The sequence below is a fragment of the Streptomyces sp. NPDC031132 genome (assembly GCF_055570595.1).
The window spans coordinates 144,263-161,640 of the sequence record NZ_JBVIGX010000015.1 but is presented as its reverse complement, the minus strand read 5'-3'; the positions used below and the strand labels follow the sequence as shown (position 1 = coordinate 161,640).

Genomic DNA, 17,378 nt, shown 5'->3' with positions numbered 1-17,378 from the left:
CCCCCCCCCCCCCCCCCCCCCCCCCCCCCCCCCCCCCCCCCCCCCCCCCCCCCCCCCCCCCCCCCCCCCCCCCCCCCCCCCCCCCCCCCCGCTGCTCCGGGCGGCGCCCGAGGGGCTGACCGCCGCGGGGGCGGCCGAGGCGGCCGGGATCTCCCGGATCACCGCCCGCCGCTACCTGGAGCACCTGGTGGACACCGGGCGGGCGGACCGCACCCCCCGGTACGGCCAGGTCGGCCGCCCCGAACTGCACTACCGCTGGCTGGCGGCGGCCGGGACCGGCTCGGTGTCGAAGGTGTAGAACTTCCGGTGGTCCAGCATGTCCGCCGGGGTCACGTCGTTCCACGGCCGCATGGTGTCGTGCAGGTCGACGACGTTCGTGGTGCCCGCGGCCGGCAGGTACGTGGACTTCGGGTTGCGGGTCTGCCACTCGGCCCACAGCTTGTCGACGAAGGCGTGGTGCATCCAGAACACCGGGTCGTTGGGGGAGACCCCGGTGGCCATCTGGCCGCCGACCCACACGTGCACCCGGTTGTGGAGGTTGGCGCCGCGCCAGCCCTCCAGGTGGTTGCGGAACCCGTTCGAGGAGCTGTTCCACGGGGCCATGTCGTACACCGGCATGTTGAGCACGGCGTCCACTTCGGCCTTCGTCGGCAGCTCGGCCACCCCCGCACCGAGCGCCCGGCGCAGGTACGCGCGCCCGTCCACCCGTACGTTTATCGGCCACTTGCCGTTGGCGGACGCGAACGGCCCGTCGAGGACCTGTCCGTCGCGGGCCCGGCCGGTGCCGCCGAGGAAGTCGGCGGCCCAGAGGGAGGAGCGGGTGGTGCGGTCCGCGCTCCAATCCCAGTACGGGAGCGAAACCTTCGGGTCCACTTTCTGCAGCTCGGCCTCGAACTCCAGCAGGAAGCGGCGGTGCCAGGGCAGGAACGAGGGCGAGCGGTGACCGACGCGGTCGCCCGAGTCGGTGTCGGCCATGATGAACCCGTTGTGGGTGGTGACGAACCGGTCGTACGTGCCGGTGCGCTTGAGCTCGAGCAGCGCACTGGTGAAGGCGCGCTTCTCCTCGGCGGTGAGGGCGGCCTGGTTCTTGCGGACGGTCATGCCGTGCCTCCCACGGGCGCGAAGGGGGCGAGGACGGCGCCCTGGAGCTCGCGCACGGCGGCGCGGGCGAGCGAAGCCGGATCGGCGAAGGTCTCGTAGTGGTTGACCACGCTGATCCAGGTGCCGTCGGCGTTGCGCATGACGTGCAGTTCGCGGCCGTCTATCCGGACGGTCGGCAGTCCGTCGTGGCCGCCCCCGTGGTGGCCGCCGTGGTGGCCGCCCCCGCCCGGGGTGATCTGTATGCGACGGCCCTGGTACACCTCGTCGACCGTGCCGGCGGGTAGGGAGGCGCGGGAGTCGGCGGCGGCTGCGTGCGCGGTGGCGCCGGCGATGCCGAGGACGGTGAGAGCGCCGGCGGTGGTGCCCAAGGCTTGCCGGCGGGTGATCTTGTTCATGGGCCGAAGAGGTATCAGGACGGCAAAGGCCGTTGACCGGTATCCGGACATGCATGGATAAGTTGCCCATAGAACCAGTTGGTCGATCTTCCCGTCCGACCCGGATTCGACGGCCCGGACGGGAAGATCTTCGTACAGAAGCCTACTCGACAGTAAGTTGTCCCGCTGCACGCACCCCCTATGGAGGGGGTCACACCGTGGAGTCGGCCGGAAACTCTCGGTGTCGGCGCCCGAATCCTCCGCCAAGGGGGTCGAAGCGGTCTTTGTGATGATCAGTCACTTATAGTCCGGATATGGCTCTTCATGAGACGAAAGACGTGGCCGCCGGTGACCTCGACACGGACGTGTTCACGTCCGCGCTGAGCGGCCAGATCCTCCCCAAGTACCGGATGCCCGACGAGCACTCGCCCACGGAGGTGGTCTACGAGCTGCTCAGCAACGAGCTCCTCCTCGACGGCAACGCGGCCCAGAACCTGGCCACCTTCTGCACCACCTGGTCCGACGACGGCGTACACCGCCTGATGAACCAGTGCCTCGACAAGAACATGATCGACAAGGACGAGTACCCGCAGACGGCCGAGATCGAGGCCCGCTGCGTCAACATCCTGGCCGACCTGTGGAACGCACCGGCCGACGGCGCGGCCACCGGCTGCTCCACCACCGGATCCAGCGAGGCGGCCATGCTCGGCGGCCTCGCCCTCAAATTTCGCTGGCGTGCCCGCCGCCGGGCCCAGGGCCTTCCCGCGGACCGGCCCAACCTGGTGTGCGGGCCGGTCCAGATCTGCTGGGAGAAGTTCGCCCGCTACTTCGACGTCGAACTGCGCCCGGTCCCGCTCGAACCCGACGCCACCGGCTTGCGCCCCCATCAGCTCGCCGAGTACGTCGACGAGAACACCATCGGCGTCGTCGCCATCGTCGGCGTCACCTACACCTGCGACTACGAGCCCGTGGCCGAGATCGCCGCCGAACTCGACCGGATCCAGGCCGAGCACGGCTGGGACGTCCCGGTCCACGTGGACGGGGCCAGCGGCGGCTTCGTCGCCCCCTTCCTCCACCCCGACGTGGTGTGGGACTTCCGGCTGCCGCGCGTCGCTTCCATCAACACCTCCGGGCACAAGTACGGGCTCGCGCCCCTCGGCGTCGGCTGGATCGTGTGGCGCACCGCCGACCTGCTGCCCAAGGAGCTCGTCTTCGACGTGGACTACCTCGGCGGCGACATGCCGACGTTCGCCCTCAACTTCTCCCGCCCCGGCGGCGAGGTCATCGCCCAGTACTACCTCTTCCTCAGGCTCGGCCGCGCCGGTTACAAACGCGTCCACGAGGCCTGCGTCGCCACCGCCCAGTACCTGGCCGGGGAGATCGCCGCCATGGGCCCGTTCACCCTGCTCTACGACGGCCTCGGCGGCCTCCCCGCGGTCTCCTACCGGCTCACCGACCAGGCCGCGGCCGGGTTCACCCTCTACGACCTCTCCGACCGGCTGCGGATGCGCGGCTGGCAGGTGCCCTCGTACCCGCTGCCGGCCGCCCGCGACGACACCGTCATCCAGCGCGTGCTGATCCGGCACGGCGTGACCCGCGACCAGATCGCCCTGCTCGTCGCGGACCTGCGCCAGGCGGTGGACCACCTCGCCGCCACACCCCCGCCGGTCCCGGCGACCGAGCCCCGCTCCGGGTTCCATCACTAGCTTCCGCTCGGGCCCGCCGCCGGGCGGTTGCGGCTGCCGCCGCGGGTCCACATCGCGCGCGCGGGGATCGCGTACCGCCGTGACATGCGGAACGCGGGGAACGGGCTGCTGCTGACGGACTCCTTGTACGCCACGGCGGCCCGCCCCGTGAGGTACCAGCGGCGCGGGGTGTCGTCGCCGCGGGTGAACTGGATGACCGCGTCGCGACGGCCGAGGCTGACCGGCTGGTGGACGTACCCGAACCGGAACGGCCGGGGTTCGCGGCCGGACAGCCGCCGGGCGATGGCGTCGGCGGCGTACACGGCCGTGGGGATGCCGCTCTGGCACGTGCCGTGCACGACCCCGTACGCCTGGCCGACGGCGGCGGCGTCGCCCACCGCGTACACCGACGGGTGGGAGACCGAGCGCAGGGTGGGGTCGGTGACGATCCGGCCCCGGCCGTCGGTGGTCAGGCCCGCGTCCGCGGCCAGTGCGGGCACCCGTACGCCGGTGGTCCACACGACCGCGTCGGCGGGGACGTACTCGCCCCCGGCCAGTGCCACACCCTCCGGCAGGACCTTGACGACCTCCGCGCCGGTGCGCACTCGCACGCCGAGCCGCTCCAGCACCCGCTCCAGGTAGCCGCGGGCACGCTCGCCGAGCATGGCCGCGGGGACCTCCCGGCTGAGCAGTTCGACGCGCAGGCCCGGCCAGGATTCGGCGATCTCGGCAGCCGTCTCCACCCCCGTGAGCCCGCCGCCGCACACCGCGACCGTGCCGCCCGCGGCGGCGATCGCCGGCAGCCTCCCGGCCAGCTCGAGGGCCGCTGCTGCGTCGTCGAAGGTGTACGCGTGGATGTCGGCGCCCGGGACGGCGCCGGTGTCGCAGACGCTGCCGACCGCGTGGACCAGCGTGTCGTACGCCAGTACGCGGCTGCCGTCGGCGGTCTCGACCGCGACCTCGCGGCGGTCGGCGCGGATCGCGGTCGCCCGGCCCTGCACGAACTCGATGCCGGTGCCGGCGAGCAGGTCCGCGATCCGGTGGTCGGCCAGCTGCTGGCCCGTGGCGAGCTGGTGCAGCCGCAGCCGCTCGGTGAACCGGCCGGAGGGGTTGACCAGGGTGACCCGGCCACCGCTGCGGCGGGTGCGGCGAGCGGTCCGGATCGCGGCCATCAGGCCCGTGTAGCCGCCGCCGAGGACCAGGACGCGGTGGTGCGTGCCGAGGTTCGAGGGGGTGGTCATGGCTGACCTCCTGGTGAGGCTCCGCCGGGGGCCGTGCCGCCCCGGCATGTCACCCCACGGACGAGACGGCACCACCGCCGCGTGACGCGGACCCGATGTGACCCGCGTCGCATCCGTTCAGGCGGCTCGCATCCCCGTCAGCTTCTCCGGGTTCGCGATCAGGTGGATGGTGTCCACGGCCCCGTCCACCAGGTGCAGCACCAGTACGGTCACCGGGATCCCGGCCGAGTACGCGACGATGCCCGGCCCGCCGTTGACCTCGACCAGTTCGATGCCGAGCTGTTCCGGCAGCCGCCGGGCGAACGTGGCGAACGCATGCGCCACCAGTTCCGCGCCCTGGATCGCCTTGCGCGGCGCGGGGGCCAGGCCGCCGCCGTCGCTGACCAGGGTGACGCCCGGCGCCAGCACCTCCAGCATCGACGCGACGTCGCCGCCGGAGCTGGCCTCCAGGAACCGCTGGGTCACACGGCGGCGCACCGCCAGGTCCGTGTCGTAGCGGGTGCGCCGGTCCTCCACGTGCGCCCGGGCCCGGCGGGCGGTCTGGCGTACCGCGGCCTCGTCGCGGCCGACGATGTCGCCGATCTCCGCGTACGCGTACCCGAACGCCTCGCGCAGGACGAACACGGCCCGCTCCAGCGGCGACAGCGACTCCAGGATCAGCAGCATCGCGGTGGACACGGTGTCCGCCAGGGCCACGTCGTCCGCGACGTCCGGGCCGGTCAGGAGCGGCTCGGGCAGCCACGGCCCCACGTACGACTCCCGTTGGGCCTGGGCGCTGCGCAACCGGTCGATCGCCAGCCGGGTGGTCACCCGGACCAGATACGCCTCGGCGTCGGCGACCTGCCCCGCATCCACCCGGCTCCAGCGCAGCCAGGCCTCCTGGACGACGTCCTCGGCGTCGGCGGCCCGGCCCAGGACGCGGTACGCGACCGCCTGGAGCAGCCCCCGGTGCTCGTGGAAGGCGCGATGCGCCTCGCTCTCCGCCGTCACAGCCGAAGCCTCCCCGTGTCCCTGTCCCTGTCCGCGTCCGCGCCCGTGTCGGTCCTGCGTACCCGGCGCATCCTAGGGGGTGTCGTCAAAGTCCCGTCTGGCCGGTGGGGCCCGGCACGCGCGCTCGCCGCGTTGTCGTCGGTCGACGACGCGAGCGTCGCCTCCCTCCTCCGCCTTGCGATCACACGCACCGGACCCCGCCGGCCCTGCCCTCACGGGCGGACGACGCTACTTTGACGACACCCCCTAGTCAGCCACGTCCCCGGCCGACGGCGCCGCTCAGGCGGACGCCGGCCAGCGCATGTCGAGTGCGTCGAGCGCAGCGACCCGGTCCGGGGCCAGGGTCGACGCGCGGGAGCGCTGGTTGGCGATCCACGCCCCCAGCCGCAACTCCCGGCCGCCGACCCGTTCCACGTGCTTGCGGGGGACCCGGAGGTGCCGCTCGCGAGTGTGGAACTGGCGGGCCGCGGCCAGGTGTTCCGCCCATTTCTCGGCCTGCGAGCGCCGCGGCTGCGGGCGTTCGGCCGCGCTCGCCCCGGTCACGCCCAGCGTGTGCTCCAGCAGCCAGCGCTGCGCCCAGGTCAGCTGCTCCCAGGCCAGTCGCTGGGTGCGGACCCACCGGCCCAGGTCCTCGCCCTGTACGACCACCTCGCCCGGGGTCAGCGGCAGTCGGCCGCCCGCGTCGAGGTGGACGCGGGTCAGGTGGAAGGCGCGCTGCCAGGAGATCTCCCAAGCCGGGCACCAGGACGCGTCGATGGCCTCCAGGGCCTCCCGGCGCTCCTCGGGCAGGGCGCCGGGGCCCTCGCGGCGGGCGGCGGCCCGCTGGTTCTTGACCCACACCCCGACCGGCGCGCCGCGCCAGGTGGCCTCCACGGGCGGCAGCAGGTGGCCGTGTTCCGCCGCCCAGCCGCGGGCCGCCGCGAGTCCCTCGTCGAAGGCCACGTCGAAGTGGCTCCACACCATGCCGAGTTCGTCGAGCTGCGCGACCCGCTCCCGGCCGAGGGCGCCCCGGCGGTGGGTGCGCCGCACGTCCGCGATCCACTGGCCGAGCGGGAACCGGGCCAGCCCGGGCGGCCAGCCCTCGGCGGCCGGCTGCGGAGCGGACAGCTGCGTCGCCTTCGGGACCTTGAAGGCGAACGGCACCCGCAGATCCCCGGCCCTGGCCGCGTAGATCCGGGCCGCCTCCACCCCGCGCCGCCAGTGCTCGCGCTCCGGGTGCAGCACGCGCAGCCGGATGAACGCCGCCAGCAGCGCCGGATCCCGCGGCGTGGAGAAGCTCAGCAGAGCCTGCGCCCCCGCCCGCGTGCCGGCGCCCGTCACGGCCTCGGTGCCGGATTGCGGCCGCGGCCGGCTCGGCGCCTGAGGCTGCGCCAGCGATTCGACGAGCCGGGTGTCGTGCGCCCGCAGCGCCTCCAGCAGCCGCGCGAGGTCCCCGTACGCGCGCGAGGTCAACATCGACTCGGGCGTCTCGCCCGGCCCCAACAGCACCGGGACCACCAGCGAGGCGACCTTGCCCTCGCCGGGGTGGATGCGCAGCGCCCGCCCGACGGCCTGGACCAGGTCGGGCATGGAACCCCGTACGTCGGCCCAGAAGACGGAGTCGCACTCCTTGGTGTCCACGCCCTCGCCCAGCACCCGGACACTGCCGAGGAAGGCCTTGTCGGCGACGCCGCCCGCCGCGAACGTGTCCAGCACCCGCCGCCGGTGCGCCGCGGTGTGCTGCCCGCACAGCCAGTCCGCCCAGACGGTACGGGGATACGCCGGCTCCTGCGTGTCACGCGGCGCGGCCCGTAGCCGCTGCGCCACCGCCGGCAGCCCGGCCGCGAAGGCCTCGGCCTCCCGGGTCAGGTGGTGGAAGACGAGGGTCCGTCGGAACCCCTGGCCGGCGGCCGCCTTGATCAGCGCCGCCTGAAGGGCCGCCAGCCGCGCCCCGCGCACGGCGTCCGAGCGCCCGTCGGCGCCCAGCAGCACCGCCGCCTGGAACCCCGGATCGCTGACGTCCACGCACACCACCCGGTACGGGGCGCAGATGCCGCGGTCGATGGCCTCCGCGAGGGACAGGGTGTGGCAGCGCGCGCCGAACGGGCCGTCCGCGTCGTCCTCCATGGACGCGACGAGATCGCCCCGCCCGCGGCCGCCCTCCCCGCCCTCCCCGGACCCTTCGGACTCCTCGCCCTCCTCCGGCTCCGCGCCGTCCTGCCAGACCCGCGGCGTGGCCGTCATGTACAGCCGCCGGACGGACGGGATCCGGGTGTTGTCGTGCACCACGGCCCACGGTTTGCCGATCCGCCCGGACGTACGGTGCGCCTCGTCGACCACGACCAGGTCCCAGCCCGGCAGCCCTGCGAGGTGGGCGCGCTCGATGGTGCCGAGGCCCAGCGAGGCGTACGTGGCGAACACCGTCAGCCGGTCCGCCGACCGGCCGGCCCGGCGGACCAGTTCGGCCGGATCGGTGGTGGCCGGAGCGCCCGCCTCTTCGGCGCGCAGCGAGCACACGGCGAGGGCGCGCCCGGTCCGGCCGCCCTCCCGCCACGCCGTCACCGTCTGTACGAGCAGGTCCAGCGAGGGCACGAGGACGAGCACCCGCCCGGCCCGCAGCTCTTCGGCGGAGCGCACGGCGACCAGGGACTTCCCGGAGCCGGTGGCCATGATCACCTGGGTCCGCAGCCCGGCCTCGGGCACCCGGCCACCGGCCGGCAGCTCGAGAGCCCGGAGTACGGCGTCGACGGCCTCGCGCTGGTGCGGCCGGAGCTCCTTCTTCGCCATGCGCCGTGCTCCGTCCGCTCTGATCAGCCTCTTCGGCTCCAGTCTCCATCCTGCACGACATTTGAAGCAGTCGGGGTCTGCTCTGGCGGTGTGTTCGGGTCACATCTTGGCGCCGAAGTTCTGCGTCCACCAAGGTCCGCCCGGGCCCGTGTGGATGCCCACGCCGATGTCCTTGAAGGAGCAGTTGAGGATGTTGGCGCGGTGGCCCGGGCTCTTCATCCACGAGTCCATGACCGAGGCCGCGGTCTGCTGGCCCTTCGCGATGTTCTCCCCGTACGTCGACCAGCGGTACCCGGCGGCCGTCGTGCGCTTCCCGGGGTCGGCGCCGTCGGGGTTGGTGTGCTCGAAGAAGTCCCGGGCCGCCATGTCGTCGGAGTGCCCCTGGGCGGCCGCCCGCAGCTGCGAGTCCTCCTTCAGGGGGCCGCAGCCGGCCGCCGCACGCTCGGAGTTGACCAGTGCGATGACCTGGCCCGCGACCCCCGCCGGGGCGGGCGCCGGAGCGGGCGGACGCGGCGCCGGCGCCTTGGACTTGGTCGGCGACGGGCTCGGACTCGGGCTCTCCGCGGACGGGCTCGGCGAGGCGGAGGCCGACGGCGAAGGGGAGGCGGACGCGGAGGGCGAGGCCGAGTCCGAGGGGGACGGGGCGCCGGCGTCGGGCGCCGACAGCGCGGAGAGCGGGGCGGCGGGTGCGGCGCCGGTCTCCTTGTCGTCCGAGCCGGGGAAGCCGCCGAGGTACGCGATCCCGCCGCCCGCGACGCACGCGGCGAGCACGGCGCCGCCGATGGCGCGACGGCGGCTCTGCCGGCGCTTGCGCAGGACGCTGCGGCCGCCGCCGGGAGCGGCCTCGGGTATGCCGCCCTGACCGGAGACGGTGGGGGTGAGCTGGGTCGCGGCGTCGGAGAAGTCCGTACCGCCGAAGCCCGCGGCGTTGAGGCCCGCACCGTCGAAGCCCGCGGCCTCGAAGCCCGTGCCCGTGCCCGTACCCGGGCCGCCGAGGCCGCCCGCCTGGGCGCCCGCGCCGCCGTCGGAGGCGTACGCCGCGCCTGCCAGGACGAAGCCGCCGGCCGCGGCCGCCCGTACGCCGGCCAGCAGCGCCACCGAGACCGGGACCAGGGCCAGACCTGCCAGCAGCCCCTCCGCCGGGAGCAGTCCGCTCCACAGTCCTGCGCACTGTACGCATTCGCGCGCGTGCCGGGCTATTCGCTTGCGCCACAGCGTCGACGGCAGCCCGTCCCAGCCGACCGTCACCGACCGCAGCGCCTCGCACGGGGGCTGCGTGCCGAGCGCTCGCTCCACCACCCGGGCCGACTCCAGCTGCGCCTTCATCCGCTGCACCCGTACCGCCGTGTGCTGCGGGGACAGTTCGAGCGCCGCGGCCACCTCGGCACGGGTCAGCTCCCCGGCGCACTCCAGCCACCACAGCGACAGCAGCGCGCGGTCGTCGGTCTCCAGCCAGCGGGTGGCGCGGGCCGTCTCCCGCTGCTGGCCTTCGAGCTGGAGCCGCAGGACGGTCAGGTCCACGAAGTCGGCGCCCGGGTCGGCCAGTTCCCAGGCGGCCTCCAGTCCGCTCTCGCCGGGGGCGCTGTGCCGGGCCTGCCAGTGCGCCCGCACCCGGTTCATGGCGATCGCCACCAGCCAGGACCGGAAACTCTCGTCCGACCGCAGGGTGCCGAGCCCGTCGAGCGCCCGCAGCATCGTGTCCTGCACCACGTCGTCCACGTCGCAGGAGCCGTTCAGCGCGCGCCCGACGATGTTGTAGACGAGCGGCAGATAGGTGCCGACCAGCTCGTCCTGCGCGCGGGCATCGCCCGCGCGGGCGGCTGCCACCAGCGCTGCCGTGTGCTGTGTAGTCATGTGAGGTTCCCTGTCCGTACCGGCGGTCGATGATGCCCGATACATGGGAGACCGTCGAGCGCGGCCCGGATAACGGTTATCCGGAAGAAGAACCTGAAGAACTTTCCGGGGCCTGCGGAGGATGGCGCCGCGCCGAGGCGTCCACCGGGGCGAGCCGCCGTCCGGCCACCGGCATCGCGTCCCCCGGTACGGTGCCCACCACCCGCTCGACGAACGCGTCCAGGTGGTCGAGGTCCCGCGCCTACAGCAGCGGGGTCAGTGCCTCCGTGGCCGCGCGCAGGGCGGGCGCGTAGGCCTCGATCTCCTCGCGGGAGACGAGGAACGTGACCGTGGTGACGCTGACCCCGCCGACCGGGCGGCCGGCCGGGCCCGGGATCGCGGCGCCGATGCACCGGATCGTCGGCTCGTTCTCCTCGTCGTCCACGGCGAAGCCCCGGGCCCGGACCGCATCCAGCTCCGCCAGCAGCGCCTCCGGGCCGGTCAGGGTGCTGGGCGTGCGGCGCGGCAGCCCCGCGCCCGCGATCAGCGCCCGGACCTCCTCCTCGGGCAGGTCCGCCAGGATGGCCTTGCCGATGGCAGTGCTGTGCAGCGGCATCCGCATCCCGACCCGGGAGGCCGTCTGGAAGGGCTGGTCGCTCTCCAGCTTCCGGATGTAGGTGAGCGTCTCCCCGCTGTGCAGGGCGAGATGGACCGTCTGGCCGGTGGCCTCGCGCAGCTCGCCGAGGATCCGCCCGATGCTCGGCGGCTCGCTGCCGCTGACCAGGGCGGACAGCCCGCGCAGCCGGGGGCCCACCCCGTACCGTGACTCGCTTTCCGGGCGTACGAAGCCCTGCTCGATCAGCGAGGCGAGGATCCGGAACGTGCTCGACTTCGGCACGGCCGCTGCCGCCACCACATCGGTGAGCCGGTGCGGCCCGCCGGGCGCTGCCACGGCCTCCAGGATCCGCATCGACTTCTCCAGCGCCGTGCCGGCCGCCGAAGTCCGGCCGCCGCGCGCGGGGCCCTCGGGCTCGTCCGTCGTGTCCCCGGCGTCGGGCATGTGCTCTCCAAAGTCAGGGCGGGTGGGGGTAAGGTCTGCGGGAAGTGTTCCGATACACGGTACAGCGTTCCACTACATGGAACAACCGGCCTGCGGGCACGGCGCGCGCCCCCGGGAACAGAGGGAGGGGTCCTGTTGTCCTGCCACCCGTACGAGGCCATGGCCGCCCAGTGCCTGCTGCCGGTGCTGCGCAACGCCGACGCGGACGAAGCCGTCCACCGGACCACCGCCCTGCTGGCCGCCGGCTGCCGCACGGTCGAGCTGACCACCTCCACCCCCGGCTGGGCCGAGGCCGTCGCCCGGACCGCCCCGCTCGCCGACGCGTACGACCGGCCCGCCCTGATCGGCGTCGGCACCGTCACCACCGCCACCGAGGCGGAGACCGCCCTCGACGCGGGCGCGGCGTTCCTGATCTCCCCCTACCCGGCCCCCGAGGTCCGCGCCGTCGCCGCACGCCGCGGGGCGGTCTTCATCGAGGGCGGCTTCACGCCGGGCGAGATCGCCTCCGCCGTCCGGTCCGCGGGCGCCGCCAAGGTGTTCCCGGCGCACGTCGGCGGCCCGCAGTTCATCCGCTCCCTCAAGGCGGTCCTGCCCGGGGCGCTGTTCATCCCGACCGGCGGCATCCGGCCCGGTGAGATCCCGGAGTGGCTCGCCGCCGGGGCGGCCGCGGTGGGCATCGGCAGCGGCCTGCCCGACGATCCGGGTGAACTGGCCGCCGTCTTCGCCGCGCTGGCCCGGCCGTGCTGCTCCGGCTGCGCCGCCGCGGGGCGCTGACCATGGCGGCCGCACCCGTGCCCCGTACCGGCTACGACGTACTCGTCCTCGGCGAGGTCCTCGTCGAGATCCACGCCGACAGCGCCCTGAGCGAAGCCGCCGACGGCACCGGGGCCCGGATCTCCTACTCCGGCGACGCCCTCAACGCGGCGGCGGCCGCCGCGGCCGCCGGGGCCCGGACCGCCCTGCTCACCGTCGTCGGCGACGACGAGCTCAGCGTCCCGCTGCTGCACCGTGCGGCCGAGCTCGGCGTGGACGTCTCCCACGTACGCCGCGCCCCGCGCCCCAACGGTGCCTACCTGCTCGGCTCCGACGCCGAAGGCGACCGGGCCTTCGTCTACTGGCGCACCCACAGCGCCGGTTCCACCCTCTCGACGCGGCACATCGAGTCGTGGCGGGACCTGCTGACCGGCGCCAAGGCCCTCGTCACCAGCGGGATCACCGGTGCACTGTCCCCGAGCAGCCGCGACGCCGTGATAGCCGCCGCCGAAGCCGTGCACGACGCCGGCGGGCACGTCTCGTACGACCCCAACTTCCGCTCCCGCCTGACCGGTCGGGCCGAGGCCCGGGAGCTGCTGGCCCGGATCGCCCCGTTGACCGGGCTGCTCAAGACCTCCTGCCCGGCCGACGCGCAGGCTCTGGTCGGCACCGGCGATGCGCGGACCGCCGCCGCCCGCTACCGGGCCCTCGGCGCCCGTACGGTCGTCGTCACGGCGGGTGCCGACCGGCTGCTGCTCGACGACGGCACGCGGGCGGAACACCACCCCGTACCCGTCAATCCGGCTCCGGTCGACGCGACCGGCGCCGGGGACTGCTTCACCGGCACCGCCACGGCCCGGCTCGCCCTGGGCGACCGCCTCGCCGACGCCGTCGCGTACGGCATGGCGGCCGCCTCCCTCTCGGTGTCAGGCCGCGGCGGCACGGGCCACGTGCCCGCGTTCCCCGAAACGGCAGCCCTGGCCGCAGCCCACCCGCTAAGCGGCTTGGAGTAGCGCGATCTCCTCCGAGGACAGCCGGAGCGCCCCGGTGGCGATGTTCTCGACCAGGTGGTCGGGGTTCCCGGTGCCCGGGATGGCCAGGACGTGCGGGCCGCGGTTCAGGGTCCAGGCGAGCCGCAGCTGCGCCGCCGACACGCCGTGCGCCTTGGCCACGGCCCGTACCTGCTCGGCGTCCTGCGCGACCACCCCGGCCTCCTTGCCCGCGCCGGCGATCGCGAAGAACGGCACGAAGGCGATGCCCTGCTGCCCGCACGCGTCGAGGAAGGCGTGGTCCTCGGCCGGGGAGCCGATCCCGTACGGGTTCTGCACGCACACGACCGGCGCGATGGCCTGCGCCTCGGCGAGGTGGTCGGGCCGTACGTTGGACACGCCGAGGTGGCGGATGAGCCCGGCCGTACGCAGCTCGGCGAGGGCGCCGAAGTGCTCGGCGATCGAACCGGTCGTCTCGCGGCGCGGTATGCGCAGGTTGACCACGTCGAGGTGGTCCCGGCCCAGCTGGCGCAGGTTCTCCTCGACCTGCCCGCGCAGCTGCTCGGGGGCGGCCCACCACCACTCCCCGGCGGCGTCCCGGCCCGGCCCCACCTTGGTGGTGATGACGAGGTCGTCGGCGTACGGGGCCAAGGCCCGGTTGATCAGCTCGTTGGCGGAGCGCAGCGGAGAGAAGTAGAAGGCAGCGGTGTCGATGTGGTTCACGCCGAGCTCGACGGCCTGGCGCAGTACGGAGGTCACCCGGTCACGGTCGCTGGGGGAGCCGTCGGCGAGATGCGTCAGGCGCATGGCGCCGAAGCCGATGCGGCGGACGGTGAGGTCGCCGAGCCGCCATGTGCCGGATGCTGCCGCGGTGATCGTTTCGGAAGTCATGGGGTGAGGCTAACGGGGTCGGCGACCCACCCCGCGGCGAGCACGAGGCGGGAGGTGCGGTGGACGGCGAGGAAGCCGAAGGGGCGGTGGAACGAGATCTCGGCCTGGCGGACCCGGTACCGGTGGCGGGGGAGGGCGCAGCCCGCGGCCAGACCGACGGCGGTCACGGCGGCTGCTTCGAAGCCTTCGGCGTGGAAGCGTGCCATCGCCGACTGCCGGGCCGATCCGATGGCCAGGGGTTCGGGGCTGATCCCGGGGAAATGCCCGGACCGGGTGTCCGTGGCGGTGCGCAGACCGAACAGCCGGGCGTGGTCGAGGAGATCATGGTCCGCGCTGACATCGAAAGCCACCGTCTCGACGCACAGGCGGGGTTCACGGTCCGTCGACCGGACCGTCCCGATGCGCAGCCCCGGCCCCGGGTTTCCCTCGTGAAGCAGGCTCGCGCCCGTCGACGGCACGGCCCGGGTGACGACGGCGGCGCCCGCGGCGAGGACCTCGTCCGGGCGGGTGGCGGGCTCGCCCAGCACCAGGTGAACGTCCACCCCGCCGTCGCCGACCACTTCGAGCAGCGACACCGGGCCGGTCGGCGTGTGCGCAACCCGGGCGCGGTCCAGGAGGGAGGTGCTGCGGTGGAGGGCGAGCGCCGACCGCCCGGCCCACGGGCCCTCGGACAGATCGACGGCTCCGGTCCGGAAGGGTTGGATCCACTTCAGCCGCAGCGCGAGCGCCGAGGCGAGGACCAGCCGGGTGTCCTCGTTCAGCGGGGCGGGCATCCGCTGGATCAGCCCGCCGGTCCGGTCCGACGCCCACGCGTCGAGAGCCTTGCGGTCGGTGTCCTCGTCGCCGGTCAGGGTGGCGCGGGCGCCCTCCGGCAGTCCGGTCGACCAGGGTTCGCGCAGGGGGAGGTCCGCCTGGGTCCACAGCCCGGTGGCCGCCTTGAGGCCTCGTACGCCGGCCAGGTCGGTCAGCAGCTCCCACGCGGCCGCGGTCGCGGACTCGGCGGGTATGCCGAGGGCTTCGGCGAGTTCGGCGCGGGCCGGGCCGCCCGCGGCGTCGGCGAGGAGCGCCAGCAGGGGCCAGATCCCGGCCGCCGTGAGGACGGTGCCCTGGTCGCCCGTCATCGCCTGCCGGGCCCAGTGCGTGGTGAGTTGGTTGACCGCCCGGACCGTCGTGTTCCTCATGGCGGCGAGCGTATGTGGTGGGACGCCGCCGGGCCGGGCCATTTTCCGCGGCCCGGCGGCGCCGGTATCGTGGCCGGTCAGCGGCCGTTCAGACCCCGGTCGGCGGCCGTCGTCAGCTCGCCGTCGGCGGTGTCCGCGTCCAGCGACCAGAACATCGCGCCGCCCAGGCCGTTCTCGCGGACGTACTCGGCCTTGTTCCGCAGCACCTGCGGATCGTCGTACGTCCACAGGGTGCTGCCGTCGAACAGCCAGGCGTGGCCCCCGCGCCGGTCGCGGTAGACCTTGTACGTGCCCGAATCGGCAAGCTTCTTCAGCGCCTTGTAGTCCTCGTACCCCGCCGCCCAGGTCGCCGGAGCCGGGCCCGTCGCCGGCTGCCCCATGCCGTCCCCGCCGCCGCTGACACCGGTCCACCCCTGACCGTAGAACGGCATGCCCATCACCAGCTTGTGCGCCGGCGCCCCGCGGTGGCGCCAGGCCTCCACCGTGCCGTCCACGCTGAAGTCGCCGCGGGCGCGGAGCGCGGACTGCTGGGCGGTGGTGGGCTCGCCGGAGACGTGGAAGTCGTAGCCCTGGAGGGTCACGAAGTCGAGGTCGCGCATGATGCGGCGGACGTCGAAGCCCGCGTCGATCTTGGCGGGGGCGGTCGGGACGAAGGCCGTGAGCTCGTACTTCTCCTTCCGCTTCTGGCTGCGCGCGTACGCGTCGAGCTGCGTACGGAACTCCTTCACCAGCGCCGCGAAGTTCTGCTTGTCCTCCGGCCGGAACTTCGTGTCCGTGTCACCGGCCGAGCCGGGCCACTCCCAGTCGAGGTCGATCCCGTCGAAGACGCCGGCCGCCGCGCCCGCGCCGCCGCGGGCGCCGTCCTGCGGCAGATTGCCCTTGATGTAGAGGTCGATGCAGGACTCTACGAGGGCCTTGCGGGAGGCCGGGGTGAGTGCGGCGTCCGAGAAGTGCGTGGACCAGCTCCAACCGCCCAGCGAGAGCAGGACCTTGAGGCCCGGGTGCTTGGCCTTGAGTTCGCGCAGCTGGTTGAAGTTCCCGGCGAGCGGCTGCTCGGCGCCGTCCGCGACCCCGTCGACGGAGTTCGCGGCGTCGAGCGGGCGCACGTAGTCGGCCCAGGCGTCGGCCTCACCCGGCACGTTCCCGGTGAAGCACGTGCCGTCCGCGCTGATGTTGCCGAAGGCGTAGTTGATGTGGGTGAGCTTGCCGGCGGTGCCGCTCGTCTCGAGGTCCTGGACCTGGAAGTCCCGTCCGTAGACGCCCCATTGGGTGAAGTACCCGACCCGCTTGTACGAGCGGTCGTGACCGCCTTCGCCCTGCGCGGCAGCGGATGGTGCGAGGGCGGTGAGCAGGGAGAGGGAACAGGCGGCGACGGCCAGCCTGCCGAGCATGCTGCGGCGCATGGGCTTCCTTGGGGGATGCGGGAGCGGTGCGGGGACACGTGCGCGGTGCATGCCGGAAACTATTGGTCTGGACCAGAGCGGTCAAGGGGGCGTCCGAAACTCGGGCCGGCAGGCTTCAGGTGAGGCTCCAGTGGCCGACGTCGTCGGCGAGGCCGGAGTTCAGCGCGAACTGGACCGCGGCGAGGGCGGCGTGGTCCGGCAGGCGGAACGTGACGAAGCCCAGCGCCGAGCCGCCGGGGGCGAGGGTGACGGGGTCCGGGAACGCGGGACCGGCGGCGGTCGCGGCGTTGGAGCCGGTGAACCGCTGCCCGTCGGAGTCCAGCAGGTGCGAGGACTTCGCGGGGGAGTCCTGGTACACGGCGGTCCCCGTGTTCTCCAGCCGGAACTGTACGGCGACCAGCCGATCGGAGTCGGGGTCGGAGCCGGCGTCGGGGTCGGAGCCGGCGCCGGAGTCCGCGGGCGCCGGACCGGGATCCGCCGGGTCGACGACCCGGGTGAGGGTGACGTCGAGGTGCTGGCCGGGCCCGGTTCCGGAGAGCGGGATCGTCTCCCCGGAGCCGTCCGGGCCGAGGGCGCCGAGCAGGGCGGGGGCGAGGAGGACGAGCACGGCCACGGGGTTTCGGAGGCGGCGCGGCGGGCTCGGTGGGGGCGTCGGGCGCGGCCGGAAGGGTCGGCGCATGGCGGCCTCCTCCCTGGATTCCCCTGCCCACGATCCTCCGCGCCCCCCGGTCCTGCCACCTGCGGGAGCGCCGCTCCGACGACCTCGCCGGCGCCTCTTGGTCTGCCGGCCACGGAGGTCAACTCCCGGCCGCCCAGTACCTCCTGTCCCACCGGGTGGACGTCGACTGGATCGGACACGACGGCCCGATCCCGCTGGACACCGCGCTGACCAGCAGAAATGAGGCTCTGATCGATTGGCTCCGGGCTGTCGGAGCACACTTGCGAGCCGAACTTCCACCCGCATGACCCACAAATCCATTTGGATCTACGCTGCGCTCCGTGTCAGAGTTGGTCCCACCGAAGGGGTGTAGCTCAGCTGGTCAGAGCGCTGGTCTCCAAAACCAGATGTCGCAGGTTCGAATCCTGCCGCCCCTGCAAGCAGTACGCGTCG

At 73.9% G+C, this 17,378-nt stretch carries 14 protein-coding genes, 1 tRNA gene and 1 pseudogene; 5 read left to right on the top strand and 11 right to left on the bottom strand.

From position 1 onward, the window contains the following. Nucleotides 1-94 precede the first annotated feature (94 nt). Nucleotides 95-298 (top strand): annotated as a pseudogene (locus ACZ49B_RS23380) (two-component system response regulator); the annotation flags it as partial. Here ACZ49B_RS23380 and melC2 read toward each other — a convergent pair. After that, nucleotides 250-1,101, bottom strand: coding sequence for a tyrosinase MelC2 (gene melC2, locus ACZ49B_RS23375; RefSeq protein WP_468309015.1), 852 nt, complete (start codon nucleotides 1,099-1,101; stop codon nucleotides 250-252). The pseudogene ACZ49B_RS23380 and the gene melC2 sit on opposite strands and share 49 nt — an antisense overlap. Then, nucleotides 1,098-1,496: an apotyrosinase chaperone MelC1 gene (melC1, locus tag ACZ49B_RS23370; protein ID WP_468309013.1), complete on the bottom strand. Its 399-nt coding sequence runs from the start codon at nucleotides 1,494-1,496 to the stop codon at nucleotides 1,098-1,100. The genes melC2 and melC1 overlap by 4 nt, the downstream gene beginning before the upstream one ends. A 293-nt stretch (nucleotides 1,497-1,789) precedes the next feature. On the opposite strand from melC1, the gene ACZ49B_RS23365 reads away from it, so the two are divergent. Further along, nucleotides 1,790-3,181, top strand: coding sequence for a glutamate decarboxylase (locus ACZ49B_RS23365; protein ID WP_468309010.1), 1,392 nt, complete (start codon nucleotides 1,790-1,792; stop codon nucleotides 3,179-3,181). On the opposite strand, the gene ACZ49B_RS23360 is transcribed toward ACZ49B_RS23365, so the two are convergent. From ACZ49B_RS23360 to ACZ49B_RS23340, 5 genes are all read right to left on the bottom strand, one after another. Continuing rightward, the gene (locus ACZ49B_RS23360; protein ID WP_468309009.1) at nucleotides 3,178-4,401 is read right to left on the bottom strand and encodes an NAD(P)/FAD-dependent oxidoreductase; all 1,224 of its coding nucleotides are present in this window, start codon (nucleotides 4,399-4,401) and stop codon (nucleotides 3,178-3,180) included. The two genes, ACZ49B_RS23365 and ACZ49B_RS23360, sit on opposite strands and share 4 nt — an antisense overlap. Nucleotides 4,402-4,518: 117 nt before the next feature. Beyond that, the gene (locus ACZ49B_RS23355) at nucleotides 4,519-5,391 is read right to left on the bottom strand and encodes an RNA polymerase sigma-70 factor (protein WP_468309006.1); all 873 of its coding nucleotides are present in this window, start codon (nucleotides 5,389-5,391) and stop codon (nucleotides 4,519-4,521) included. Between the two features lie 279 nt (nucleotides 5,392-5,670). Next, nucleotides 5,671-8,157 carry a helicase associated domain-containing protein gene (locus ACZ49B_RS23350; protein ID WP_468309004.1) on the bottom strand — a complete coding sequence of 829 codons (2,487 nt, stop codon included), beginning with the start codon at nucleotides 8,155-8,157 and terminating at the stop codon, nucleotides 5,671-5,673. A gap of 99 nt (nucleotides 8,158-8,256) precedes the next feature. Then, the gene (locus ACZ49B_RS23345; protein ID WP_468309002.1) at nucleotides 8,257-10,011 is read right to left on the bottom strand and encodes a sigma-70 family RNA polymerase sigma factor; all 1,755 of its coding nucleotides are present in this window, start codon (nucleotides 10,009-10,011) and stop codon (nucleotides 8,257-8,259) included. A gap of 241 nt (nucleotides 10,012-10,252) precedes the next feature. Continuing rightward, on the bottom strand, nucleotides 10,253-11,050 hold the full coding sequence (locus ACZ49B_RS23340) for an IclR family transcriptional regulator (RefSeq protein ID WP_468309000.1): 798 nt from the start codon (nucleotides 11,048-11,050) through the stop codon (nucleotides 10,253-10,255). A gap of 135 nt (nucleotides 11,051-11,185) precedes the next feature. On the opposite strand from ACZ49B_RS23340, the gene ACZ49B_RS23335 reads away from it, so the two are divergent. Both ACZ49B_RS23335 and ACZ49B_RS23330 read left to right on the top strand, forming a co-directional pair. Further along, nucleotides 11,186-11,824 (top strand): bifunctional 4-hydroxy-2-oxoglutarate aldolase/2-dehydro-3-deoxy-phosphogluconate aldolase, encoded by a 639-nt coding sequence (locus ACZ49B_RS23335; RefSeq protein ID WP_468308997.1) that lies wholly within the window; start codon nucleotides 11,186-11,188, stop codon nucleotides 11,822-11,824. A 2-nt stretch (nucleotides 11,825-11,826) separates the two neighbouring features. Further along, nucleotides 11,827-12,816, top strand: coding sequence for a sugar kinase (locus tag ACZ49B_RS23330; protein WP_468308996.1), 990 nt, complete (start codon nucleotides 11,827-11,829; stop codon nucleotides 12,814-12,816). On the opposite strand, the gene ACZ49B_RS23325 is transcribed toward ACZ49B_RS23330, so the two are convergent. From ACZ49B_RS23325 to ACZ49B_RS23310, 4 genes are all read right to left on the bottom strand, one after another. Next, the gene (locus tag ACZ49B_RS23325) at nucleotides 12,799-13,683 is read right to left on the bottom strand and encodes an aldo/keto reductase (protein ID WP_468308994.1); all 885 of its coding nucleotides are present in this window, start codon (nucleotides 13,681-13,683) and stop codon (nucleotides 12,799-12,801) included. The two genes, ACZ49B_RS23330 and ACZ49B_RS23325, sit on opposite strands and share 18 nt — an antisense overlap. Beyond that, complete coding sequence (locus tag ACZ49B_RS23320; protein ID WP_468308991.1) at nucleotides 13,680-14,864, bottom strand: serpin family protein; 1,185 nt, start codon at nucleotides 14,862-14,864, stop codon at nucleotides 13,680-13,682. The genes ACZ49B_RS23325 and ACZ49B_RS23320 overlap by 4 nt, the downstream gene beginning before the upstream one ends. A 77-nt stretch (nucleotides 14,865-14,941) precedes the next feature. Further along, nucleotides 14,942-16,267 (bottom strand): glycoside hydrolase family 18 protein, encoded by a 1,326-nt coding sequence (locus ACZ49B_RS23315; protein ID WP_468308989.1) that lies wholly within the window; start codon nucleotides 16,265-16,267, stop codon nucleotides 14,942-14,944. 115 nt (nucleotides 16,268-16,382) lie between these two features. After that, nucleotides 16,383-16,946 carry a DUF4352 domain-containing protein gene (locus tag ACZ49B_RS23310; protein WP_468308987.1) on the bottom strand — a complete coding sequence of 188 codons (564 nt, stop codon included), beginning with the start codon at nucleotides 16,944-16,946 and terminating at the stop codon, nucleotides 16,383-16,385. A 342-nt stretch (nucleotides 16,947-17,288) separates the two neighbouring features. Here ACZ49B_RS23310 and ACZ49B_RS23305 point away from each other — a divergent pair. Further along, a tRNA-Trp gene (locus tag ACZ49B_RS23305) sits at nucleotides 17,289-17,362 on the top strand. Nucleotides 17,363-17,378 lie beyond the last annotated feature (16 nt).